20 protein-coding genes are annotated in these 23,049 nt (G+C 73.1%); 14 read left to right on the top strand and 6 right to left on the bottom strand.

The window, feature by feature from the left end:
• Nucleotides 1-65: 65 nt before the first annotated feature.
• The gene (locus tag TPA0908_RS20900; RefSeq protein ID WP_281940415.1) at nucleotides 66-1,205 is read right to left on the bottom strand and encodes a fatty acid desaturase family protein; all 1,140 of its coding nucleotides are present in this window, start codon (nucleotides 1,203-1,205) and stop codon (nucleotides 66-68) included.
• 12 nt (nucleotides 1,206-1,217) lie between these two features.
• Nucleotides 1,218-2,309: a ferredoxin reductase gene (locus TPA0908_RS20895; protein ID WP_281940413.1), complete on the bottom strand. Its 1,092-nt coding sequence runs from the start codon at nucleotides 2,307-2,309 to the stop codon at nucleotides 1,218-1,220.
• An 83-nt stretch (nucleotides 2,310-2,392) separates the two neighbouring features.
• Here TPA0908_RS20895 and TPA0908_RS20890 point away from each other — a divergent pair, with 83 nt between their 5' ends.
• From TPA0908_RS20890 to TPA0908_RS20840, 11 genes are all read left to right on the top strand, one after another.
• The gene (locus tag TPA0908_RS20890) at nucleotides 2,393-3,622 is read left to right on the top strand and encodes a PucR family transcriptional regulator (RefSeq protein WP_281940411.1); all 1,230 of its coding nucleotides are present in this window, start codon (nucleotides 2,393-2,395) and stop codon (nucleotides 3,620-3,622) included.
• A gap of 133 nt (nucleotides 3,623-3,755) precedes the next feature.
• Entirely contained in the window at nucleotides 3,756-4,760 is a 1,005-nt protein-coding gene (locus TPA0908_RS20885; protein WP_281940409.1) for an Acg family FMN-binding oxidoreductase, read from the top strand.
• A gap of 426 nt (nucleotides 4,761-5,186) precedes the next feature.
• Nucleotides 5,187-6,500, top strand: coding sequence for a DegT/DnrJ/EryC1/StrS family aminotransferase (locus TPA0908_RS20880; protein ID WP_281940407.1), 1,314 nt, complete (start codon nucleotides 5,187-5,189; stop codon nucleotides 6,498-6,500).
• Nucleotides 6,497-7,690 (top strand): MFS transporter, encoded by a 1,194-nt coding sequence (locus TPA0908_RS20875; protein WP_281940405.1) that lies wholly within the window; start codon nucleotides 6,497-6,499, stop codon nucleotides 7,688-7,690. Before TPA0908_RS20880 ends, TPA0908_RS20875 begins: the two co-directional genes overlap by 4 nt.
• Nucleotides 7,687-7,917: a hypothetical protein gene (locus tag TPA0908_RS20870; protein WP_281940403.1), complete on the top strand. Its 231-nt coding sequence runs from the start codon at nucleotides 7,687-7,689 to the stop codon at nucleotides 7,915-7,917. The genes TPA0908_RS20875 and TPA0908_RS20870 overlap by 4 nt, the downstream gene beginning before the upstream one ends.
• Nucleotides 7,914-8,879, top strand: coding sequence for a sulfotransferase (locus TPA0908_RS20865; RefSeq protein WP_281940401.1), 966 nt, complete (start codon nucleotides 7,914-7,916; stop codon nucleotides 8,877-8,879). Before TPA0908_RS20870 ends, TPA0908_RS20865 begins: the two co-directional genes overlap by 4 nt.
• 5 nt (nucleotides 8,880-8,884) lie before the next feature.
• The gene (locus TPA0908_RS20860) at nucleotides 8,885-9,715 is read left to right on the top strand and encodes an SDR family oxidoreductase (RefSeq protein ID WP_281940399.1); all 831 of its coding nucleotides are present in this window, start codon (nucleotides 8,885-8,887) and stop codon (nucleotides 9,713-9,715) included.
• A 30-nt stretch (nucleotides 9,716-9,745) separates the two neighbouring features.
• Nucleotides 9,746-10,585, top strand: a complete 840-nt coding sequence (locus TPA0908_RS20855) for a class I SAM-dependent methyltransferase (protein ID WP_281940397.1) — start codon at nucleotides 9,746-9,748, stop codon at nucleotides 10,583-10,585.
• 14 nt (nucleotides 10,586-10,599) lie between these two features.
• Nucleotides 10,600-11,478 carry a family 3 encapsulin nanocompartment shell protein gene (locus tag TPA0908_RS20850; RefSeq protein WP_107155420.1) on the top strand — a complete coding sequence of 293 codons (879 nt, stop codon included), beginning with the start codon at nucleotides 10,600-10,602 and terminating at the stop codon, nucleotides 11,476-11,478.
• A gap of 12 nt (nucleotides 11,479-11,490) precedes the next feature.
• Nucleotides 11,491-12,768: an NAD(P)/FAD-dependent oxidoreductase gene (locus tag TPA0908_RS20845; RefSeq protein WP_281940394.1), complete on the top strand. Its 1,278-nt coding sequence runs from the start codon at nucleotides 11,491-11,493 to the stop codon at nucleotides 12,766-12,768.
• On the top strand, nucleotides 12,768-13,466 hold the full coding sequence (locus TPA0908_RS20840; protein WP_281940392.1) for an aspartate/glutamate racemase family protein: 699 nt from the start codon (nucleotides 12,768-12,770) through the stop codon (nucleotides 13,464-13,466). Before TPA0908_RS20845 ends, TPA0908_RS20840 begins: the two co-directional genes overlap by 1 nt.
• Before the next feature lie 83 nt (nucleotides 13,467-13,549).
• Here TPA0908_RS20840 and TPA0908_RS20835 read toward each other — a convergent pair whose 3' ends face one another.
• Nucleotides 13,550-13,813, bottom strand: coding sequence for a YegP family protein (locus tag TPA0908_RS20835; RefSeq protein ID WP_281940390.1), 264 nt, complete (start codon nucleotides 13,811-13,813; stop codon nucleotides 13,550-13,552).
• Nucleotides 13,814-13,830: 17 nt separating this feature from the next.
• The gene (locus tag TPA0908_RS20830; protein ID WP_281940388.1) at nucleotides 13,831-15,612 is read right to left on the bottom strand and encodes an N-acetylglutaminylglutamine amidotransferase; all 1,782 of its coding nucleotides are present in this window, start codon (nucleotides 15,610-15,612) and stop codon (nucleotides 13,831-13,833) included.
• Between the two features lie 155 nt (nucleotides 15,613-15,767).
• On the opposite strand from TPA0908_RS20830, the gene glnA reads away from it, so the two are divergent.
• Nucleotides 15,768-17,192 carry a type I glutamate--ammonia ligase gene (glnA, locus tag TPA0908_RS20825; protein ID WP_281940386.1) on the top strand — a complete coding sequence of 475 codons (1,425 nt, stop codon included), beginning with the start codon at nucleotides 15,768-15,770 and terminating at the stop codon, nucleotides 17,190-17,192.
• A 94-nt stretch (nucleotides 17,193-17,286) separates the two neighbouring features.
• Nucleotides 17,287-18,453, top strand: coding sequence for a carboxylate-amine ligase (locus tag TPA0908_RS20820; protein ID WP_281940385.1), 1,167 nt, complete (start codon nucleotides 17,287-17,289; stop codon nucleotides 18,451-18,453).
• Between the two features lie 18 nt (nucleotides 18,454-18,471).
• Here TPA0908_RS20820 and TPA0908_RS20815 read toward each other — a convergent pair whose 3' ends face one another.
• The gene (locus tag TPA0908_RS20815; protein ID WP_281940383.1) at nucleotides 18,472-19,299 is read right to left on the bottom strand and encodes a PIG-L family deacetylase; all 828 of its coding nucleotides are present in this window, start codon (nucleotides 19,297-19,299) and stop codon (nucleotides 18,472-18,474) included.
• Between the two features lie 73 nt (nucleotides 19,300-19,372).
• Between TPA0908_RS20815 and TPA0908_RS20810 the strand changes: the two genes are divergently transcribed.
• Nucleotides 19,373-20,089 carry a hypothetical protein gene (locus tag TPA0908_RS20810; protein WP_281940381.1) on the top strand — a complete coding sequence of 239 codons (717 nt, stop codon included), beginning with the start codon at nucleotides 19,373-19,375 and terminating at the stop codon, nucleotides 20,087-20,089.
• A 30-nt stretch (nucleotides 20,090-20,119) separates the two neighbouring features.
• Here TPA0908_RS20810 and TPA0908_RS20805 read toward each other — a convergent pair whose 3' ends face one another.
• Entirely contained in the window at nucleotides 20,120-22,936 is a 2,817-nt protein-coding gene (locus TPA0908_RS20805; protein WP_281940379.1) for a glycosyl hydrolase family 95 catalytic domain-containing protein, read from the bottom strand.
• Nucleotides 22,937-23,049 lie beyond the last annotated feature (113 nt).

The raw sequence follows: 23,049 nt of genomic DNA, 5'->3' as shown, positions 1-23,049 counted from the left end.
AGCTGGGCGGACACCGGTTGTGCAGGTGCCGGCGGGCGGGAATTCATCCGCCGTGCACCGGTCGGTCAGGCCGCGCCGGAGGGGACCAGCGGGCCCGGGGCGACCGGCTGCCGGCGGTCGCGCCGGTTGGGCAGCGACAGGCGGATCACCTTCCACCAGGCGGAGGCGACCTGCTTGGGCAGCGGGCCGGTGGTGTACCGCAGGCCGTACCTGTCGAACAGCGCCCGCACCTGCGGGGCGATCTCCTGGTAGCGGTTGCTCGGCAGGTCCGGGAAGAGGTGGTGCTCGATCTGGAACGACAGGTTCCCGGTCATGATGTGCAGCAGGCGGGGGCCGCTGATGTTGGCCGAGCCGAGCATCTGCCGCAGGTACCACTCGCCGCGCGTCTCACCCTCGATGGAGGTCTTCTCGAACGTCTCCACGCCGCTCGGGAAGTGCCCGCACATGATCACCGAGTGGCTCCACACGTTGCGGATCAGGTTCGCGGTGAACGTGGCGGCGAGGGTGGACAGGAACGACGGGCCGGAGAGCAGCGGGTGCACCACGTAGTCCTTGAGCACCTGCTTGCGGATCTTGCGGCCGACCGCCTTCGCCTTGGCCCGGAACGCCGGCTCCTTGAGCCGCTTCTGCTTGAGGTGGTCGCCCAGCTCCATGTCGTACGCGGCGATGCCGTACTCGAAGAAGGCGGCGTTGAGCAGGTTCCACACCGGCTGGCCCAGGTGCATCGGGTGCCACGGCTGGTCCTCGTCCACGCGCATGATGCCGTACCCGAGGTCGTTGTCCTTGCCGACGACGTTGGTGAAGCGGTGGTGCAGCTCGTTGTGCGACTGCTTCCACTGGTCGGCCGGGGAGACGTGGTCCCAGTCCCAGGTGGTCGAGTGGATCTTCGGGTCGCGCATCCAGTCCCACTGGCCGTGCAGGACGTTGTGCCCGATCTCCATGTTGTCGAGGATCTTGGCGATGGTGAGGCCGGCCGTGCCGACGATCCAGGCCGGCGGGAACAGCGAGAACAGCAGCACCGCGCGACTGCTGATCTCCAGCGTCCGCTGGGTCTTGATCACCTTGCGGATGTAGCGGGCGTCCCGCTCCCCCCGGTCGGCGATGACCCGGTCCCGGATCGCGTCCAGTTCCTTGCCGATGATCTCGATGTCCTCGGCGCTCAGGTGGGCGATCGGGTTGTCGGCCTTCTTCTGGATCACGGTCACGTCGGTGGCTCCTCAGAGTTCGATGTCGCAGGTACCGGCAGCCGCCGACACGCAGGTCTGGATCCGCACGCCGTCTCCCGGCACGGCCGTGGTGACGTCGCCGTTGCGCAGGTCGCGTACCGCGCCCTGCCGCAGCGGCACGACACAGCCGTAGCAGATCCCCATCCGGCAGCCCGAGGGCATGAGCACCCCCGCGTTCTCCCCCGCGTCGAGCAGGGTGGTGGCGCCGTCGGCCTCGACGGTCACCCCCGCCCCGGTGAAGGTCACCGTGCCGCCGTCGCCAGGCGTAACCACCGTAGGACGGAACCGCTCGGTGTGCAGGCGTTCGATGACGCCGTTCGACGTCCAGTACCCCTCGACGGCGTCGAGCATGCCGACCGGGCCGCAGGCCCAGGTGTGCCGCTGGGCGTGGTCGGGTACGAGGTCGTCCAGCTCGGCCACGTCGAGCAGGCCGGAGGTGTCGGTGTGTCGCTCGACCAGCCGCACCGCGCCACGGTCGGCCAGCGCCCGCAGCTCCGCGCCGAAGATGACGTCGTTGCGGGTGGGCGCCGAGTGCACAAGCACCACGTCGGCCCGTTCGGTGAGCCCGGCCCGCAGCATCCCCATGACCGGGGTGATGCCGCTGCCGGCGGTGAGGAACAGCACCCGCTCGGGCGTCGCGGTGGGCAGCACGAAGTCGCCCTGCGCCTGGTCGAGCTGGACGATCGTGCCGGGCCGGATCCGGCGGACCAGGTGGTTGCTGACCTTGCCGTCCGGGATCGCCTTGACCGTCACGCTGATCCGGCCGTCCGCCGCGCCCGGCACCGAGGTGACCGAGTACGCGCGCCACTGGCGTACGCCGTCGACGTCCACGCCGAGTCGCACGTACTGCCCCGGCAGGTGGCCGAGCCAGCCGCGACCCGGCTGGATCACCAGCGTCGCCGCGTCCCGGGTCTCCGGGCGGACCGCGACGATCCGGCCGCGCAGCGGGGCGCCGGCGCGCAACGGCGCGATCATGTCGAGGTAGTCGCCCGGCAGCAGCGGGGTGGTGACCGTGCCGGCCAGCCGCAGCAGCCTGTCCCGGAAGGAAGCCTTCTGGGGGCGGCGGGGCGCAGTTGTGGTCATATGACCAGCGTGACCGCAGGATCGCATAACATCTTGACCAGCAAAGGTGAAACGGTCACGGGTTTTTGTTCGAAGGGAACAACATGACGCAGGAGGCCGGGACCGGCGCGCGGGCCGCCCATCTCGATCTCGACGCCGGCGTCGCGGCGCTGCTGCGCGACCGGCTGCCCATGGTCGCCGAGCGGACGGTCAGCGCGATCACCGCCGAGGTGACGGACTACTCCGGCGCGCTCACCGACACCATGCGGGAGAAGATCGAGAACGCGGTACGCATCGCGCTCGGCACGTTCCTCCAGCTCATCGAGGGTACCCAGGCGTTCGACCCGAGCACTCCCCTGGCCCCCGCGCTGGAGGCCGCGTACGCGCTGGGCAGTGGCGAGGCGCGCGCCGGGCGGAGCATGGACGCGCTGCTGGCCGCGTACCGGGTGGGCGCCCGGGTGGCCTGGCGGGAGGTCTCCACCACCACGGTCCGGAGCGGGCTGGCCGCCGAGACGGTGGCCGAGTTCGCCGAGCTGATGTTCGCGTACATCGACGAGCTGTCCGCGGCCAGCGTGGCCGGGCACGCCGACGAGCTGGCCAGCGCCGGCCGGGTCCGCCGCCGCGACCTGGAACGGCTCACCCAGCAGTTGCTCGCCGGCGAGCCGGAGGAGTCGCTGCGGCGCAGCGCGGAACGGGCCGACTGGCCGCCGCCCCAGACGCTGACCGTGGTGCTGCTGCCCCGCCGGCACCTGCGCGCGGTGCTCGCCCTGCTCGGCCCGCAGACGTTGGAGAGCGGCGAGGACCTGCCCGGCATGAACCCGGCCGAGGAACTGGCGGTGCTGCTGGTGCCGGACGCGCACGGCGGACGACGCCGTCAACTCGTCCGGCTGCTGCACGGGCACCGGGCGGTGCTCGGCCCGGCCCGCCCCTGGCACCGGGTCGCCGCGTCCTACCAGCGGGCCACCCGGGCGCTCACGCTCGGGCTCGGCGAGCCGGGCGCCGGGCCGGTCGACACCGAGTGTCACCTTTCCGCGTTGCTGCTCAGCATGGACCCGGAAGCCCTTGCCGACCTGCGCACCCAGGCCCTCGCGCCGCTCGCCGCCCTTCCCCCGGCCACCGCGCACCGGCTCGCCGAGACGCTGCGGTCCTGGCTGCTGCACCAGGGGCGGCGCGACGACGTGGCGGCGGACCTGTTCGTGCACCCGCAGACCGTCCGCTACCGGATGGGCAAGCTCCGCGAGCTGTTCGGCGACCGCCTGCACGACCCCGCCACCATCCTCGACCTGACCATCGCCCTCGCCGTCCCCCCGACGCAAGGACGGGCCCCCGCTTAACGCCTCCGGTAGAGCAGCGCTCCCCGCTCGACACCCGGGACGCAGGGTCCGGCCGGTCGGGCCCTCCGACCCTGTCCCGGGGGCACGACGGCCGGCAGCCTCGGAAGGGGACGAGCAACGAGGAGGCGCCGCCATGGACCGGTCATCGACGCGTACCGAACAGAACCCGACGGTACGGGTGCTGGAGGCGGCGGCCCGACAGTCCCTGCACGCTCCCTCGGTGTTCAACACCCAGCCCTGGCGGTGGCGGGTCACCGCGGACGCGCTGGAGCTGCGCACGGACCCGGGCCGGCAGCTCGCGCACACCGACCCGGACGGTCGACTGCTGGTGCTGAGCTGTGGCGCGGCACTGCACCACGCCCGCGTCTCGCTCGCCGCCGCCGGCTGGACGGTCGACGTCGGGCGGCTGCCGGACCGGGCCGACCCGACAATGCTCGCCCGGCTGCGCACCACCGGCCCGACCGCCCTGGACGTGCCGGCCGGCCGGCTGGTCGACGCGATCCCGCGCCGCCGCACCGACCGGCGCGCGTACGGCGACCGCCCGGTCCCCGAACCGGTGCTGGCCCGGCTCGGGGACGCGGTCGAGGCCGAGGGCGTGCACCTGCACGTGGTCCGGCCGGACCAGATGCCGATGCTGGCGGTCTCCACCGGCCGCGCCGCCGACGCCGAGCTGGCCGACCCGGCGTACCGGGAGGAGTTGCGCCGCTGGACCAACCGCCCGGCGGGCAGCGGCGACGGCGTGCCCACCGCCACCGCGGTCCGGCCCGCGCCACGGCGGGTGCCCCTGCGTGACCACGCTCCCGGTGGGGCGGCCGGGCTGACCGCCGGCGCGGACTTCGACCGGGGCGCGGCGTACCTGATCCTGTTCGGTGAGCGCGACGACCCGGCGGCCTGGCTGCGCGGCGGCGAGGCGCTGTCGGCGCTGCTGCTCACCGCCACCGCCGAGGGCCTGGCCAGCGCACCACTCAGCGACGCGATCGAGGTGGCCTGGCCGCGCCGGATGATGCGCGACCTGCTCGCCGGCATCGGCGAGCCCTACCTGGTGGTGCGCGTCGGCTGGGGACCGGACGCCGACCTGCCGCCGGCCCCGCGCCGCGCGCCGGCCGACGTCATCGAGGTGGTGGCGCCGGCGGAGTGACCTGCCCGCCGTCACCGCGCGCCCCGCGTGCCGGATGACGGAACGCCGTCCCGACCGGAGGCCGGACGCTCGTCGGCGGCTGCCACCCGGCCGACGGAGGCCGACGGACCGTGGTGACGACGACCCTGGCCGACATGCGCCGGCGGTGTGGGCGAGCGCCCACCAGGAACTATTCCCTATTGTCCACTGTCACTGTCAGCAACCCTTGTGCACATTCCCAATCGCATGTTGACGGCTGCCAGTCCGAGGGCAATCATGATGGTCACTGGATCCACCTAACGCCAATGTCGGATCTGGTGGCTTTTCCCACCCCTCGACGGGATCGCGCCGGACGCGAGATTCCGCCGGGCGACCACGCCCGGCGCGCGCCCCGTAAATCCTATCGAGGGAATAGGAAATCCACCGCTCGCCTCGAGGAGTCCGCCGGTGAACGGGAACAACGACGCTCCCGCGGCGAGCCGGCCCAGGCCGGCCTCGCGCGGCGCTGAGCTGGAAGAACCGCTCGCACTGCACGGCGGCCGGCCGGTGCGGGACACGCCGTGGCCCACCTATGACAAGGGCGCGGTATTCGTGCACCCCGACGACGAGGACGCCGCAATTCGGGCCATTCGCAGCCATCTCTACTTCCGATACGACCATCGCGCGCAGAAAGAAACCGAATGCGGGCGGTTCGAGGACGAACTGTGCCGTTATTTCGGCACCCGGCACGCCCTCGCCGTTTCCAGCGGCACGGCCGCACTTGCCCTCGCCCTGATGGGCGCCGGGGTGCCGGCCGGGTCATTGGTCGCCTGTCCCGGATTCACTTTCGTCGCCACTCCGAGCGCCATTGTGCTGGCCGGGTGCCGGCCATTCCTGGTGGAGGTCGACGACGACCTGCGGATGGACCTCGACGACCTGCGCCGCCGCTGGCGACCGGACATCCGGGCCATCATGGTCGTCCACATGCGTGGCTTCGCCGCCGACGTCGAGGCCCTGGCCGCCTTCGCCGCCGAGATGGGCGTGCCGCTCATCGAGGACGCCGTGCCGGCGCTCGGCGCCGAACTCAACGGCCGCAAGCTCGGCACGTTCGGCGCCGCCGGGGCGTTCAGCACCCAGTCCGACAAGGCGCTCAACTGCGGCGAGGGCGGCTTCCTGATCACCGACGACAGCACGCTGTTCGCCCGGGCGGTCGCGCTGTCCGGTGCGTACGAGGGGCGGCTGCGCCGGCACTTCCCGGATGGCGAACCGCCGCTCACCGGCCTGGACCTGCCGCTGCTCAGCCTCCGGATGGACGAGATCCGGGCGGCCCTGCTGCGCGCCGAGCTGACCCGGCTGCCGCAGCGGCTGACCCTGTTCCACCGCAACTACGCGCACGTCTCGCAGGCGCTGGCCGACCTGCCCGGCATCGCGGCGCGGCGGCCGGTCGCGCCCGGGGCGTACCTCGGGGAGGCGTTCGTGTTCCGCGTGCCCGGCGGCGACGCCGGCTGGTTCGCCCGGGCGCTGCGGGCCGAGGGGATCGACGCGCGCAACATCGGCGCGGACGACGACCTGAACGTCCGCGCGTTCTGGAACTGGCGCTTCCTCTACGACACCGCGGACCCGGGACAGATCCGGGCGACGCTGCCGCGCACCGCGCGACTGCTCACCGAGACCGTCGACGTGCCGCTGTCGTCGAACCTCACCCCGGACGACTGCGACGACCTGATCCGCGCGGTCCGCAAGGTGGCCGCCGCCCGCGAGACCGTGTTGGCCCGGCCGTGACCGGCGCGCCCCTGACCGACGCCGGCACCGAGGAGAAGCCGCTGCCCCGGCGGGCGCTGGTCGGGCTGCTCGGCGGGCTCTTCGCCGGCTACCTGGGGTTGACCGCGGTCATCCCGGTGCTGCCCGGCTTCCTGCGCGAGCGGCACGGCGCCGGCGACCTCACCGTCGGCGTGGTGGTCACGGTGACCGCGGTGACCGCGCTGCTGGTCCGTCCGGTCGCCGGTGCGCTCGCCGATCGGTACGGCCACCGCACGGTGATGCTGACCGGCGCGCTCGTGGTGGCCGCCGGCGGCCTGCTCTACCTGGCGCCGCTGGGCGTGCCGGCGTTGGTGGTGGTCCGGCTGCTGCTCGGCGCCGGCGAGGCGGCGCTGTTCACCGCCGGGGCGGTGTGGATCGTCCAGCTCGCCCCGCACCACCGGCGCGGCCAGCTCATCGGCCTGTACGGGGTGAGCATGTGGGGCGGCATCTCCGCCGGCACGTTCCTCGGCGCGACCGTGCAGCAGGCCGGCTATCCGGCGGTGTGGGTGCTCAGCGCCGCCGCGCCGGCGGCCGGCGCCGTGCTCGTCGCACTGGTGCCGGCGCCGCCGCGTACCGCGCCGGCGGCCAAGGGCGGGGGCCTGCTGCTGCGCCCCGCGCTGCTGCCCGGCGTGGCGCTGACGTTCGGCGCCGCCGGGTACGCCGGCCTGGCCGCGTTCGTGGTGCTGCACCTGGACGCCCGTGGCATCGGGCATGGCGTGGTGGTGCTGAGCTGTTTCAGCGCCGTCTACGCCGGCACCCGCCTGGTCATCGGGCACCTGCCCGACCGGCTCGGCCCCCGCCGGGTGGCCACCTGGTGCGGGGTGGGCGAGGCGGTCGGCCTGCTGGTCATCGCGGTCGCCCCGAACCTGCCGGTCGCGGTGGTCGGCAGTGTGGTGATGGGCGTCGGGTTCTCGCTGCTGCACCCGTCGCTGGCGCTGATGGTGATGAACCGCACCGATCCGGCGCGGCAGGGCGCGGCGATCGGCGCGTACACGTCGTTCTGGGACCTCGGTCTGGCGGTGTGGGGGCCGGCGACCGGGCTGGTCGCCGCCGGCTTCGGCTACCCGGCGGTGTTCGTCGCCGGCGCGGCCGGCGCGGCGGTGGCCGCCGCGATGGCGTTGCGCATCGGCCGGCCCGCAGTCACGGAAACCCCGATGGAGGTACGCGCATGAGCGAACGCACCGAGCGCAGCGAGGGCCGTGAGCGCATGCCCAGCCAGCACCGCATGAGCGAACGCACCGAGCGCAGCGAGGGCCGTGAGCGCATGCCCAGCCAGCACCGCATGAGCGAACGCACCGAGCGCAGCGAGGGCCGTGAGCGCATGCCCAGCCAGCACCGCATGAGCGAACGCACCGAGCGCAGCGAGGGCCGTGAGCGCATGCCCGGCGGCACCGCATGAGCGGACCCGTGGCCGTGCTCAGCGTCACCGGCTGGTGCCGCAACGGCAGCACCATCATCGGCAACGTCCTCGGTGAGGTGCCCGGCGTGGCGCACGTCGGTGAACTGCACTTCCTGTGGAAGAACTCGACCGGGCGCGGCGTCAACGACCGCTGCGGCTGCGGCGAGGCGCTGACCGCCTGCCCGCTGTGGTCGGCGGTGCTGCCGGTCGGCCGCCCGGACGGCGTGTCGGCCGACGCGCACGCCGCCGAGGTGATGCGACGGCAACGCGCCCGGCTGCGGACCCGGCACACCTGGCGGGTGCTGCGCCGGGGCGCGTCCGACGCGGACACCCGCGCGCACGCCGACCTGCTCGGCGCGGTCTACCGGGAGGTGGCCGCGCGCACCGGGGCCCGCGTGATCGTGGACAGCACCAAGATCCCGGGCGAGTCGGCCCTGCTGCCGCACGTGCCCGGCGTCGAACCGTACTGGCTGCACCTGGTCCGCGACCCGCGCGCGGTGGCCCACTCGTGGCGGGAGCCGAAGGAGTACGTCTACGCCATGTCGGCGGCGCGCAGCACCGCGTACTGGCACGGGTTCAACCTGGCCTCGGCGGCGATCAACAGCCGGCATCCCGACCGGTCGATGCTGCTGCGGTACGAGGACTTCGCCGCCGACCCGGCCGGCACGGTCGACGCGCTGCTGCGGCTGGTCGGCGCCGACCCGGCCGGCAACCCGGTCCGCGACCGGACCGTCGAGCTGCGCGGCAACCACACCGTCACCGGCAACCCGGACCGGTTCCGGACCGGCCCGACGGTCATCCGGGACACCGACGACGGGTGGCGGCGGACGCTGACCGGCCGGCAACGGCTGGCCGTGGCGGCGCTGGCCTGGCCGTTGTCCACCCGCTACGGCTACCGGCCCGGCGGAACGGCCCGGACGCACCCCGGCGCGGTGGCCCGCGTCGGCGAGACGGAGAGGTGACGGACGTGGATCTGGGGCTCAAGGGTCGGGTGGCGCTGGTCGCCGGCGGCACCAGCGGCATCGGGTTGGCCTGCGCGAAGGAGTTCGCCGCCGAGGGCGCGCACGTGGCCGTCTGCGGTCGGGATCCGGCGCGCCTGGCCGCGGCCGGACGGGAACTGGCGTCGGTGGCCACCGGACGGGTCAGCGCGACCGCCGTGGACCTCACCGACACGGCCGCCGCCGCCCGCTGGGTCGACGACGTCGCCGCCGACCTGGGCGGGACGCACGTGCTGCTGGTCAGCGGCGGCAGCCCGCCGGTCGGCACCGCCGCCGGGTTCGGCGTCGAGGACTACCGGGCTGCCGTCGAGCGGGTGCTGCTGCCCGCGGTCGCGGTGTCGACGGCCGCGCTGCCGCACATGCGCGCCGCCGGCTGGGGCCGGCTGCTGCTGGTCGCCTCCGAGACCGCCTGCGTGCCGATCGGCCCGCTGGTGCTGTCCGGGGTGACCCGGGCGGCGCTGGTCCGCTTCGCGCAGGGGCTCGCCGTCGACGTGGGCCGCGACGGCATCACCGTGAACGTGCTCGCGCCCGGCAGTGTGCGTACCCCGCCGATGGAACGCGCGGCGGCGCGGCTGGCCGGCGCGGACGGTGACGTGGAGGCGCGGCTGGCCGCGATGGGTCACCACAGCGCGCTCGGCCGGCTGGCCCACCCCGAGGAGGTGGCCGCGATGGCCGCGTTCCTGGCCAGCGAGCGGGCGTCGTACGTGACCGCCGGCGTGCACCTGATCGACGGCGGCGCCGCCGCCACCGGCCCCGACCTGCCCCACCTGACCGGCGTCCGCAAGGACACCTACGCCTGATCCACCCGACCGCCGCACGAGGGAGTGCCCATGTCGACGACCAGCCAGTTCACCGAGCGGGACGTCTCCGAATTCTTCGACCAGACCACGCAGACGTACCTCAGTTTCTGGGACAGCGAGGGCGTGCTGCACACCGGCTACTTCGCCGGGGACGACGACACCGACTACCACGCGGCGGCGGACCGGACCTCGGACATCCTCGCCGACGACGCCGGCATCGACGCCTCCTCGAACGTGCTCGACGTCGGGTGCGGCTGCGGCAACTTCCTGCTGCGGCTGGCCGGACGCACCGGCTGCCGGGGCGAGGGGCTGGACCTGAGCATCGAGCGGGTGCGCTTCGCCGAGCAGCGGCGCGCCGAGCGGGGCGCCGGGCTGGACGTCCGGTTCCGGCACGGCTCGGCCACCGCCATGCCGTACGCCGACGGCACGTTCACGCACGTGGTGAGCCAGGACGCGCTGTTCCTGGTGCCGGAGAAGCCGCGCAGCCACGCCGAGATGTTCCGGGTGCTCGCGCCGGGCGGGGTGCTGGCGGTCTCCGACTTCCTCCAGCCGACCGAGCGGATCGGCGAGGCGGCCCGCCGGCACGTCTACGACCGGGTGCGCTGGAACGGCGGCTACTCGCTCGACGGCTACCGCGAGGCGCTGGCCGAGGCCGGGTTCGTGGACGTGGTGGCCCGCAGCCTGGACGGGCACATCCGGCAGACGTACCGGGTGCTGGGCCGCACCGCCCGGGAGCGGGCGGACGGCACGGCGGACGAGGCGGCGCGGACCTGGATCCTCGGCTTCGCCGAGTCGTGCGACGAGATCCAGGCGGCGATCGACCGGGGCGAGTTCGGCTGGGGCATGTTCGTCGCCCGCAAGCCGGCCTGAGGAGAGGGCGACACATGCAGCAGCGGACCGACACCGTGAAGCGGACCATCGCCGAGGTGGTCGCCGAGCGGAAGACCCAGATGTCGCCCGGCGCGACGTTCGTCGAGGCGTTCGCCAAGGACGGCTTCGACACCAGCGTCGACTACGACGTCACGATCACCGACTCGCTGACCAGTTCCCGGCGCAAGCCCCGCTACCCGTCCCGGAACATGCTGAAGGTGGTGGACCTGTCCCGGGACCCGCAGGACTTCTACTGGCACGAGAGCCCGCCCCGGCCGGACGACCCGGCGGTCGACGGCGCGGACCTGCGCCGGGAGGCGGCCAACCACTTCCACCGCTCCCCCATCCCGCCGCTGCTCACCACCACCGCGTGGGTGCAGGTGCCGGACACGCTGTGGGAGGACCCGGTCAGTTTCGCCCAGTTCATCGACTACCGGCTGGTGGTGCGGCTGGCCACCGCCGAGAACCACACCATCCTGCGCGGCGAGGGCGGGCTGCTGGCCATGCCGGACCTGGGCCGGCTCACCGACCCGGGGCCGTTCGCCTCGACCATCCTGTCCGCGTGCAACGAGGTCGAGCAGATGGGCAGCACCGCCGACGGGCTGATCATCAACCCGGCCGACTACTACCGGCTGCTCGGCAGCGGCACGCTGATGCGGGACGTGGAGGAGAACGGCGTCTTCATCGTGCGTACCCGACTGGTCGACCCGGGCACCGCGATCGTCGGCGACTTCGGCCACGGCGCGTTGCTGTTCGACGCCGGCCGGTCCACGATCGGGTTCGCCGAGCCGCCGCCGGGCACGTTCGCCGAGCCGGGGGTGGCGTTGCGCGCCGAGATCTGGGAACGGGTCGTGGTCAACCTGCCCACCTGCTTCTTCGTCGTGACGATCTGACCGGCGGCGACGATGACGACGCCCGCCCGCGCCGACCCCGACGTCCTGGTCATCGGCGCGGGCATGGTCGGGCTGTGCTGTGCCTGGTTCCTGCGCCGCGCCGGCCACACCGTGACGGTGGTCGACCGGGGCGAGGTCGGGGACGCGGCGGCCTGCTCGGCGGGGAACACCGGCTTCGTCGGCACCCAGGGCTCGGCGCCGCTGGCCGAGCCGGGGGTGCCGGCCAAGGGCGTCCGCTGGCTGTTCAGCCCGGAGAGCCCGTTCTCGGTCCGGCCCCGGCTGGACGCCGCGCTGCTGGCCTGGCTGTGGCACTTCCGCCGGCACTGCACCGAGCGGCACGCCCGCGCCGGCTTCGAGACGCTGCTCGCGCTCAAGCAACGCAGCCTGGCGCTGCTGCGCGGGATGTGCGCCGAGGACGAGCTGGCCGGCACGCTCACCGAACGCGGCATGATCCTGGCCTGCCACACCGAGCAGGGGTACGCGCAGGCGCGCCGCACGATCCGCGCGGCGACCGCCCGCGGGGTGCCGCTGCGCGACCTGGGCCGGGCGGAGCTGGCCCGGCTGGAGCCGGGCGTCGACTTCGCGGTGGCCGGCGCGCTGCTCAACGAGGAGGGCGCGGCGCTGCGCATCCCGGCGTTCCTGGTCGGTCTCGCCGAGGCGCTGCGGGCCCGCGGCGTGGAGATCGTCACCCGCGCCGAGGTACGCGGCTTCGAGACGACCGGCCGTCGGGTGCGGACGGTGCGGACCGCTCGGGGCGACCTGCGCCCGAGCGAGGTGGTGGTGGCCGCCGGGGTGTGGTCGACGGCGTGCGCCCGGATGCTCGGCGTCGGGCTGACGCTGCAACCGGCCAAGGGCTACACCGTCACGCTCCCGGCCGGGCCGGGCACGCCCACCCGGCCGGTGCTGCTCAGCGAGGGCAAGGTCGCGGTGATGCCGCTGGGTGACCGGGTACGCGTCGGCGGCACGCTGGAGCTGTCCGGGCTGGACGCCTCGATCTCGCCGCGCCGGGTCGACGGCATCCTGCGTACCGCCCGGCGTTACCTGCCGGCGCTGGACACCGGCCGGCGACTGGACGTGTGGAGCGGGCTGCGCCCGTGCACCCCGGACAGCCTGCCGCTGATCGGCCGGGCCGGCGGCTACGACAACGTCAGCGTGGCCACCGGCCACGGGCACATCGGGATGGGGCTGGCCCCGGCCGGCGGTGAGCTGCTCGCCCAGCTCGTCACCGGCGTGGAACCGACCCTGCCGGCGCGGACGTTCGCGCTGGACCGCTTCCGGAGGGGGAGCTGATGGGCGACCGACCGGAGATCGGGGTGCTCTGCCTCGACACCAGCTTCGACAAGATCCCCGGGCACATCCGCAACCCGGCCACGTTCGACTTCCCGGTGCGCTACCGGGTGGTCGAGGGCGCCACGCCGCAGCGGCTGGTCCGCGACGCCGACCCGACGCTGCTGACGCCGTTCGTCGACGCGGCCCGGGACCTCCAGGCCGCCGGGGTGGCCGGCATCACCGGGGCGTGCGGGTTCCTGGTGCTGTTCCAGGCCGAGCTGGCCGCCGCGGTGGACGTGCCGCTGTGGTCGTCGAGCCTGGTGCAGCTGCCGATGGTGCACCGGATGGTCGGGCAGACCGTCGGGCTGCTGGTTGCCGACGAGGCGGCGCTGACGCCGCGGCACCTGGCGGCGGTCGACGCGGCGGACGTGCCGGTCGCGGTCACCGGCATGGCCGGGCAGCCGGAGTTCCGCGAGGTGATGCTCCAGGGGCGGCGGGACGCGCTCGACGTGGACCGGCTGGCCGCCGAGGTGGACGACCGGGTCGACGCGCTGGCCCGCGCCCACCCCGACCTGGGCGCGCTGGTGATCGAGTGCACCGACCTGGTGCCGTTCGCCCACCGGATCCAGGCGCGGCTCGGCGTGCCGGTGTTCGACATCGTCACGCTCACCACGATGGCGTATGCCGCCCTGACCCGCCGCCCCTACCCCCAGACCTAGCCCACCGCCCTGATTCCCGGAAGGAGTGGCTGTCGCTCGGACAGCCACTCCTTCCGGAAACCGCGGCGCGGGACAGTGCGCGGTCAGACCGGGGGGATGCCGGAGCGGCCGATGGCCGACATGTCGCCGCCGCCGATCTCGCTGGTGTCGGTGGGCGGTGGCGGGGCGGTGGCCTCGGTCCGGTCCTCGATGCAGGCGTCGCCGAGCCCGTGCATCAGCTCCCCGATCGCGGCCAGCGCCGAGCCCTTGTCCGGACAGGGGCGGCCGGTCGCGAGCACCTGGCCGTCGCCGCCCAGCACCGTGAAACCGACCCGGCCGTCGGTCTCGCTCTCGATGACGAACTTCACCGCGTTCCTCCCGCCGCTCAGACCCCGTGCGACTGCAACCACAGCTCCAGCAGGCCCAGTTGCCACAGCTTGTTGCTGCCGGCGGCGGCCTGCGCCCGGTCCGGCTCGGCGAGCAACTCGTCCACGTAGGCCCGGCGGAACAGGCCACGCCGGCGGGCCTCGGGCGCGTCGAGCGCCTCGATCACCAACTCCCGCACCGGGCCGTCGACGTTGCGCAGCGCCGGGACCGGGAAGTAGCCCTTGGGCCGGTCGATGACCTCGGCCGGCAGCACCTCCCGGGCCACGTCCTTGAGCACGCCCTTGCCGCCCCCTGCCAGCTTGTGCTCGGGCGGGCAGGCGGCGGCGAGCGTCACCAGGTCCTGGTCGAGGAAGGGCGTGCGCACCTCCAGTCCCCAGGCCATGCTCATGCTGTCGACCCGTTTGACCGGGTCGTCGGGGAGCATCAGGTGGGTGTCCAGGCGCAGCACCGCGTCCACCGCGGTCCGCGCGCCCGGCGCGGCCAGTTCCGCGGCGGCCAGCTCGCCGCTGACGTCGGCGTCGCAGGCGTACGCCGGGTCGACCACCCGGTTCAGCTCGGCGTGGTCCCGGTCGAAGAACGCGGCGGTGAACTCGGCCGCGGCGTCGGCGCGGGCCGTCCGCGCGAGCCGGTGGTGGTAGCCGTAGCCGGCGAACACCTCGTCGGCGCCCTGCCCGGACTGCGCCACCTTCACGTGTCGGGCGACCTGCTCGGAGAGCAGGTGGAAGGCCACCACGTCGTGGCTGCCCATCGGTTCGGTCATGGCCGCCACGGTGGCGCGGACGGCGGGAGCGAGGTCGCCGTCGGCGAGGCGGATGCGGTGGTGGTCGGTGTCGAAGGTGTGGGCGACCAGGTCGGAGTAGTGGAACTCGTCGCCGGACTCGTCGCCCCGGCTGTCGAAGCCGATGCTGAACGTCTGGAGGTGCTGTTGCCCGGCCCCGTCGAGCAGCGCCACGATCATGCTGGAGTCGAGGCCGCCGGAGAGCAGCACCCCGACCGGCACGTCGGCGACCAGCCGACGGCGTACCGCGGTGCGCAGCGCGTCCCCGATCGCGGCCCGCCAGTCGCCGGCGTCCATCCCGTCGTGGGCCGGGTCGCGCTGGTACTCGGGCCGCCAGTAGACGTGCTCGCGGGTGCTCCCGTCGGCCTCCACCACCCGGACGGTGGCCGGCGGGAGCTTCCGCACGCCGCGCAGGATGGTGCGCGGCGCCGGCACGATCGAGTGCCAGGACAGGTAGTGGTGCAGCGCGACCGGGTCGATGCCGGTGTCCACGTCGCCGGCGGCCAGCAGGGCCGGGAGGGTGGAGGCGAACCGCAGCCGGCCGGGTGACTCGGCGAGGTAGAGCGGCTTGATGCCCAGCCGGTCCCGGGCCAGCACGAGGTGGCGGCGCCGCCGGTCCACCAGCGCGACGGCGAACATGCCGACCAGGTGGTCGACGAACCGTTCACCCCACTGGGCGTACGCGACCAGGATCACCTCGGTGTCGCTCGTCGATCGGAAGGTGTGCCCGGCCGCCCGCAGCTCGTCGCGCAGCTCGGGATAGTTGTAGACGCAACCGTTGAAGACCAGGGCGAGCCCGAGGTCGTCCCGGACCATCGGCTGGTCGCCGGTCTCGGTCAGGTCGATCACGGTCAACCGGCGGTGCCCCAGGGTCACCCAGCCGTCGTGCCACCGCCCCTGACCGTCGGGGCCGCGGGAGCGCATGGCCTCGGTCATCCGGGTCACCGCGCCCGCGTCGGGGGTGGCCCCGTCGAACCGGGCCTCACCGCTGATCCCGCACATGTCGGCGACTACCCGGCGTGTGACCAAGGAAACCCGGGATGGGCGGTTGGCGAGCCGGGGACGACGAGCCGTCGTACGGTGACGGTACGGGCCATGTCCCCGGGCGGTCCGGCCACGGGACGTGGCCATGATCAACAACGCTGCCAGGAGGACGTGTGTTCGCCAATTCCGAGGAACTCCTGCGATACCTCAGCAACGAGGACGTGAAGTTCGTCGACGTACGTTTCTGTGACCTGCCCGGCGTGATGCAGCACTTCAACCTGCCGGTCGAGTCCTTCGACGACAGCGTCTTCACCGACGGCCTCGCGTTCGACGGCTCGTCGATCCGCGGCTTCCAGTCGATCCACGAGTCGGACATGCTCCTGCTCCCCGACGTCGCCACCGCGTTCATCGACCCGTTCCGCGCCCAGAAGACCCTCGCGCTCAACTTCTTCGTCCACGACCCGTTCACCCGCGAGGCATACTCCCGCGACCCCCGCAACGTCGCCAAGAAGGCCGAGGCCTACCTCGCCGCCAGCGGCATCGCCGACACCGCCTACTTCGGCGCCGAAGCCGAGTTCTACATCTTCGACTCCATCCGCCACGAAACCTCCGCCCACCAGTCGTTCTACTACATCGACTCGATCGAGGGCGCCTGGAACACCGGCCGCATCGAAGAAGGCGGCAACCGCGGCTACAAGACCGCCTACAAGGGCGGCTACTTCCCGGTCCCCCCGGTCGACCACTACGCCGACCTGCGCGACAGCATGGTCCGCCGCATGGTCGACGCGGGCTTCACGGTCGAGCGCTCGCACCACGAGGTCGGCACCGGTGGACAGTCGGAGATCAACTACAAGTTCTCGACGCTGCTGCACGCCGCCGACCAACTCCAGCTCTTCAAGTACCTGATCAAGAACGAGGCGTGGGCGCACGGCAAGACCGCGACGTTCATGCCGAAGCCCTTGTTCGGTGACAACGGCTCCGGCATGCACACCCACCAGAGCCTCTGGCGGGGCGGCGAGCCGCTGTTCTACGACGAGACCGGCTACGCCGGCCTGTCCGACACCGCCCGCTGGTACATCGGCGGCCTGCTGCACCACGCCCCCTCGCTGCTGGCCTTCACCAACCCGACCGTCAACTCCTACCGACGCCTCGTGCCCGGCTTCGAGGCCCCGGTCAACCTGGTCTACTCCCAGCGCAACCGCTCCGCCTGCACCCGCATCCCGGTCACCGGCAGCAACCCCAAGGCCAAGCGCGTCGAGTTCCGCGTCCCCGACCCCTCGGCCAACGTCTACCTCGCCTTCTCCGCGATGATGATGGCCGGCCTCGACGGCATCAAGAGCAAGATCGAACCCCCGGCCCCCATCGACAAGGACCTCTACGACCTCCCCCCGGAGGAGTGGGGCGACGTCAAGCAGGTCCCCGGCTCGCTGTCGCACGCGCTGGAGGCGCTGGAGGCCGACCACGACTACCTGCTCGACGGCGGCGTGTTCACCGACGATCTGATCTCCACCTGGATCGACTGGAAGAACGCCAACGAGGTCGACCCGGTGCGCCTGCGCCCGACCCCGCACGAGTTCGCGATGTACTTCGACTGCTGACGCCGTATCCCGTTCGTCACCGGCCCCGCGTGCGGAGCCCGCAGGGTCGGTGGAAACGGCATCCGGGAGGCCACCGGCCTCGTACCGTCGAGACATGGCGCAGCCCCGCGACGACCGGCCCGGAACGGCGGTGCGGCCGCGACCGACCGACGCCCCGGCGACCGCCGACCCGCTCACGCTCGGGGTGGAGGAGGAGTTCCTGCTGCTGGACCCGGTGACCGGGGAGAGCATGCCGGTCGCCGACCGGGTCCGCGACGCGCTCTCCGGGATCGCCCGTGCGCAGAGCCGGCAGGAGTTCCGGCACAGCATGGTGGAGATGGTGACCCCGGTCAGCCTCGACCTGACGTCGCTGCGGGAGCACCTCGTCGCGCTGCGTCGGGCCGCCGCCCGGGCCGCCGACGCGGTCGGGGCGCGGCTGGTGGCGGTCGGGGCGACCCCGGTCTGCGAGGGCCACCGCACGGTGCCCGACGAGCCGCGCTACCACGACATGTCCCGCCGGTTCGGGCCGGTCGCCCACGATCCGGCGGTGTGCGGCTGTCACGTCCACGTCGGGGTGCCCGACCGGGAACTCGCCGTCCGGGTCTGCAACCACCTGCGCCCGTGGCTGCCGGTGGTGCAGGCGCTCACCGTGAACTCGCCACTGCACGACGGGCGGGACACCGGACACGCGAGCTGGCGCTCGATGCAGTTGGAACGCTGGCCGAGCATCGGGCCCACGCCGCACTTCGACTCCGCCGCCGACTACGACGCCACCGTGCAGGAGCTGATCACCGCCGGGATCATGCTCGACGCCGCGATGGTCTACTGGTACGCCCGGCCGTCCGCGTCCTACCCGACCGTGGAGATCCGCGTCGGCGACGTCTGCCCCACGGTGGACGACACCGTGCTCGTCGCCGGGCTGGTCCGGGCGCTGGTCGCCACCATGATCGACGAGATCCGCGCGGACGTGCCCGCGCCGCGGATCCGCGACTGTCTGGTCGCCGCCGCGCACTGGCGGGCCGCCCACGACGGTCTCGACGGGGAGCTGGTGGACCTGCGCACCGGCCGGCCCCGGCCGGCCTGGGACCTGGTCGACGAACTGCTCGCCACCGTCGCGCCCGCGCTGACCCGGCACGGGGACCGGGAGCTGGTCCTGCGGGAGGCGGAGCGGCTCCGGCGGGACGGCACCGGCGCCACCCGGCAACGGCGGGTCATGGCCGACACCGGCGGCGACGTCCGCGCCGTGCTGGAGCGTCTGGCCGCGCAGACCACCGCGGCCTGACCGGTGCCGGCCGTGCCCTCAGCGCAGACCGGCGAACAGGTCGTCCTCCGGCGTCGGCGCGCCGGTGGTGTCGCGGACCCGGACGAACGTCTCCGTCCCCATCAGCTCGACGAACCGCTCCTGCCCGAGGCGCAGGAAGAAGATGTTCTCCGCCTGGCTGGCGTGCGCGGCCAGCGAGGCGAACTTCTGCTCGCCGTGGGCACGGGTGTCCACCCAGGTGGTGATCTCCTCGTCGGGCAGTCCCAGCGGCGGCGTCGAGTCGGTCGCCTCCGGATCCGGGAACTCCACCCCGATCTCCTGCATGACCTTGCCGAACTCCCGGAACGCGCTGCGCGGCACCGTGGTCCAGTAGACCTTCGCCGGGATGCCGGTGCGCTCCACCGCGGCCATCGTGATGCGGTGCGCCTGGATGTGGTCGGGGTGGCCGTAGAAGCCGTTCTCGTCGTAGGTGACCACCACGTCGGGGCGGTAACGCCGGATCAGCTCGGCCAGCCGGTCGGCCGCCTCGGTGACCGGCGTGTTCCAGAACGCGCCGGGCGCGTCGTTGGTCGCCCAACCCATCATCCCGGAGTCCGCGTAGTCGAGCGTCTCCAGGTGGGTGACCTTCAGCGCCTCGCAACTGGCCGCCAGCTCCGCCCGGCGCATCGCCACCACGGCCTGCGGGTCGTGCCCGGCCTCGCCCGGCTTGACGCCGTCGGGGCCGTCGCCGCACCGGCCGTCCGTGCAGGTCACGAGCACTGTGGTGACGCCTTCGGCCGCATAGCGGGCGAGGACGCCGCCGGTGCTCGTCGCTTCGTCGTCGGGGTGCGCGTGCACCGCCATCAGGGTCAGGGATCGCTCAGCCACCCCGTCACCATACGAGCATCCACCGACGCACTAGCATTGCCCGGTCCGCAGACGGCGACGGAAGCGAGGCACGATGGGTTGGCTCCGGCGGTTGCTGGGTGGCGGCGGTGGGGTCGAACTGGACCCCGAACGCCAGCAGACACTGCTGCGGGACGTCCGGCACTCCTACGGCGCGCACGCCCCGATCCGGTTCCCCGAGCAGGTCGACGCGATCGGTCGGCTGCTCGCCGACGACGACGGTCTGGTGGTGGCCGCCGGGATCGTGTGCGAGGCCGCCGAGGAGGCCCACGCCGACCTCCAGTTCCAGGCCCAGGAGGTGTTCCGGCGCACCGGCCGGCGGCTGCTGGTGCACCGCCGCAACTACCGGCCCCTGTGGAAGGAGGCCGGGCAGTGGCTGCGCTGGCCGCTCGCCGCGCTGCCCAGCGGGCTGCACCCGTACGCGCAGGTGGCCGCCGCCGTCACGGTGGTCGGCGGCCGGGCGAAGCGCCTCGACCGGGTGACCGACCCGCAGCCGTTCGTGACCCGCCTGTTCGAGGTGCTCGACCTCACCACCGCCGGCTGGGAGTTCGGCCGGGTACGGGTGGACACCGACAGCGCCACGCTTGTCGAGCGGCTCACCGGCACCGCCGCGCAGGTGCTCGCCACCATGGACGATCCGCCCCGGCTACCACCGCCGGTCCGCGAGATGATGCGCCGCAACCACAGCATCGACGTGTACGACCCGGCCGCCCCCCGGGTGGTGGGTCGGATCAACCCCGGGGCGCGGCTGCGCGAGACGCTGCTGGCCTGACGCCGCCCACCCCGGGGTGTTCCCGCTCGGTCAGGTGGTCGTGCAGGTGAGGTTCGTCGGCGGGTTGTTGGCACCGGTGACCGTGCCGATGAAGCCGAACGTGGTGGACGCCCCGGCCGCCAGCGCGCCGTTGTAGTCGACGTTGCGCACCGACACGTTCGCGCCGCTCTGGGTGTGGGAGCCGCCCCAGATCTGGCTGATGACCTGCCCGTCGGGGAACGTCCAGGCCACCGTCCAGCCGCGGATCGCGGTCGCGCCGGCGGTCACCGTGACCTCGCCCTGGAAGCCGCCCGACCAGGAGCCCGTCACCGCGTACGTCGCCCGGGCGCCGGACGGCGCGGGAGAGCTGGTGGTCGGCGTCGGCGTCGGGCTCGCCGTGGGGGTGGGAGTGGGCGTGACGGTCGGCGTCGGTGCCGGCGTCACGCCCGGTCGCGCCGCCCGGTAGGTGCGGCCGGCCCGGACGGTGAACTGGACGACGTCCGTCTCCGGTCGGGTGGTGGCCGGCGTGCTGTCGTCACCGGCGTCGACGAGGGTGAAGCCGCCGGTGAACAGCCGGGACCGCAGCCGCAGCGTGCCGTCGCGGTCGGCGCGGACGACGATCTCGTCGGGCTGGCCGTTCGACCAGGCCAGCGCGACCGTGTACCCGCCCCGACCGCGCAGGCCCGCGACCTGCCCGGCGGGCCAGGCGCTGGGCAGCGCGGGCAACACGTTCAGCTCGCCGGTGTGACTGTGCAGCAGCATCTCGGCGATGCCGGAGGTGGCGCCGAAGTTGCCGTCGATCTGGAACGGCGGGTGCAGGTCGAACATGTTCGGCGCGAGCCGATCGGTGCGCACCAGGTCACGCAGGAGCTTGTGGGCGCGGGCGCCGTCCTCCAGCCGGGCCCAGAAATTGATCTTCCAGGCGAGCGACCAGCCGGTCCCGTCGTCGCCCCGCAGCTCCAGCGTCCTGCGGGCGGCCTCGTAGAGCGCCGGCGTGCCGCGCTTGGTGATCTGGTTGCTGGGATGCAGCCCGTACAGGTGGGAGACGTGCCGGTGGGTCCGCTCCAGCTCGATCCAGTCGGCGAGCCACTCCTGGACGTTGCCGCGGGAGCCGACGCGGATCGGGGGCAGCCGGTCCTTGGCGGTGCGCACCTGCGACCGGAACGTGGTGTCGACGCCGAGAACCTCACTGGCCCGGGCCGCGGCGTCGAACAGGTCGCGCAGGATCTGGTTGTCCATCGTGGGGCCGGCACAGACGCTCGCGTTCGCGTGGTGCGGCAGCTCCGGCGAGTTCGACGGGTTCGTCACCAGGTAGCCGAGCGTCGGGTGGGCGACCAGGGTGTCCAGGAAGAACTGGGCGGCGCCCTTCAGGGCCGGGTAGTTGGCCTGGAGGAAACCGAGGTCGCCGGTGAACAGGTAGTGGTCCCAGATGAGCGTGCTCAGCCAGGCGCCGCCGGTCTGCCACATGCCCCACAGCGCCCCGTCGACGACCGAGGCGCCCCGCCACGCGTCCGTGTTGTGGTGGGTGACCCAGCCGCCGGCGCCGTACTGCGCCTGGGCGACCCGCGCGCCGGTCACCGTCAGGTCCTTGATCATGTCGAAGACCGGCAGGAAGCACTCGGACAGGTTCGTGGTGTCGGCCGGCCAGTAGTTCATCGGCAGGTTCGCGTTGATCGTGTACTTCGAGTCCCAGGACGGGGCGAGCGAGTCGTTCCAGATGCCCTGGAGGTTCGCCGGTTGGGTGCCCGGACGCGAGGAGGAGATCAGCAGGTACCGCCCGAACTGGAACAGCAGCGCGGCGAACTGCGGATCGTTGGTGCTCGCGTGTTGCGCGATCCGGACGTCGGTCGGCTGGTCGGCCGCGGCCGTCCGGCCCAGGTCGATCGTGACCCGGTTGAACAACGCCTGGTAGTCGGCGAGGTGGCGGCTGCGCAACTGGTCGACCGCCACGCTCCGGGCGGCGCTGAGCCGGTTGCGCGCGATGCCCTGGTAGTCGCCGTTGACGGTGCGGTAGTTGACGTAACTGGAGCCGATCGAGATCAGCAGCGTCACGCTCGTCGCGCCGGAGACCCGCAGCGTCCCGCCGGAGCTGCTGACCGTGCCGCCGGTCACGGCGGCGTTGGCCAGGGCGAGGAACCGCACCGAGCCGGTGACACCCTCCATGCTGCCGGAGATGCCGTCGAGCCCGACGGTGGCGGAGTCCGGGCTCGACACGCTGGTGCGTTGCGGGCTGTCGAAGGTGGCGGAGAAACTGATCGAGTTCGCCCGGTCGGCGGTCAGCCGGACCACGACCACCTGGTCGGGCGCGCTCGCGAACACCTCCCGCTGATGTCGTACGCCGCCCAGCACGTAGCTCGTGGTGACCGTGGCGGTGGTGAGGTCGAGCGTCCGGCGGTACTGCGTCGCCCCACCGGACGAGCCGAAGGCGAGCCGGAGATTGCCCACGATCTGGTAGGCGAGCTGACCGCCGGGGGTCCCCATCATGGTCTGGTTGATGAGGTCCTGCGCCGAGGTCCACTGGTCGGCGAAGACGCGCCGCCGGATCTCGGCCAGGTTGGCCGCGCCCCGGGTGTTGGCGGAGTCGTACGGGCCGCCGGCCCAGACCGTGTCCTCGTTGAGCTGGAGCCGTTCGGTGTCGACGTTGCCGAACACCATCGCACCGAGCCGCCCGTTGCCGATCGGCAGCGCGCGGAGCCAGTCGGTACCGGCCTCCTCGTCGTACCACAGCGCCAGATCGTTCGCGGCCAGCACCGCGGGTGGCGCCGCCGAGCCGGCGCGGGCGGCGGCGGTCCAGGCGGCCGGCGCCAGCGCCGCGCCGGCGCCGGCCGCGGAAGCCTTGAGGACGTTCCTTCGGGAAACTTCGGACATGGTCTCTCCCGGTCACACAATCAAGGATGACGGGCAACTGTTAGCGCTAACATCAACGCGCCGCGCCCAACGATGCCCACTGCCACGATGCGCACGCCGGAGCTCCCTTACCG

The organism is Micromonospora sp. AKA38, from assembly GCF_027925725.1.
Taxonomy (GTDB): domain Bacteria; phylum Actinomycetota; class Actinomycetes; order Mycobacteriales; family Micromonosporaceae; genus Micromonospora.
Note: the sequence above shows the minus strand (reverse complement) of the source record. Positions and strands in the feature narration are given on the sequence as shown.

Coding starts and splice junctions, on each gene's coding strand:
- TPA0908_RS20895 (WP_281940413.1), bottom strand. CDS start 2,309: ATGACCACAACTGCGCCCCGCCGCCCCCAGAAGGCTTCCTTCCGGGAC.
- TPA0908_RS20890 (WP_281940411.1), top strand. CDS start 2,393: ATGACGCAGGAGGCCGGGACCGGCGCGCGGGCCGCCCATCTCGATCTC.
- TPA0908_RS20885 (WP_281940409.1), top strand. CDS start 3,756: ATGGACCGGTCATCGACGCGTACCGAACAGAACCCGACGGTACGGGTG.
- TPA0908_RS20870 (WP_281940403.1), top strand. CDS start 7,687: ATGAGCGAACGCACCGAGCGCAGCGAGGGCCGTGAGCGCATGCCCAGC.
- TPA0908_RS20865 (WP_281940401.1), top strand. CDS start 7,914: ATGAGCGGACCCGTGGCCGTGCTCAGCGTCACCGGCTGGTGCCGCAAC.
- TPA0908_RS20855 (WP_281940397.1), top strand. CDS start 9,746: ATGTCGACGACCAGCCAGTTCACCGAGCGGGACGTCTCCGAATTCTTC.
- TPA0908_RS20850 (WP_107155420.1), top strand. CDS start 10,600: ATGCAGCAGCGGACCGACACCGTGAAGCGGACCATCGCCGAGGTGGTC.
- TPA0908_RS20845 (WP_281940394.1), top strand. CDS start 11,491: ATGACGACGCCCGCCCGCGCCGACCCCGACGTCCTGGTCATCGGCGCG.
- TPA0908_RS20840 (WP_281940392.1), top strand. CDS start 12,768: ATGGGCGACCGACCGGAGATCGGGGTGCTCTGCCTCGACACCAGCTTC.
- TPA0908_RS20830 (WP_281940388.1), bottom strand. CDS start 15,612: ATGTGCGGGATCAGCGGTGAGGCCCGGTTCGACGGGGCCACCCCCGAC.
- TPA0908_RS20820 (WP_281940385.1), top strand. CDS start 17,287: ATGGCGCAGCCCCGCGACGACCGGCCCGGAACGGCGGTGCGGCCGCGA.
- TPA0908_RS20810 (WP_281940381.1), top strand. CDS start 19,373: ATGGGTTGGCTCCGGCGGTTGCTGGGTGGCGGCGGTGGGGTCGAACTG.
- TPA0908_RS20805 (WP_281940379.1), bottom strand. CDS start 22,936: ATGTCCGAAGTTTCCCGAAGGAACGTCCTCAAGGCTTCCGCGGCCGGC.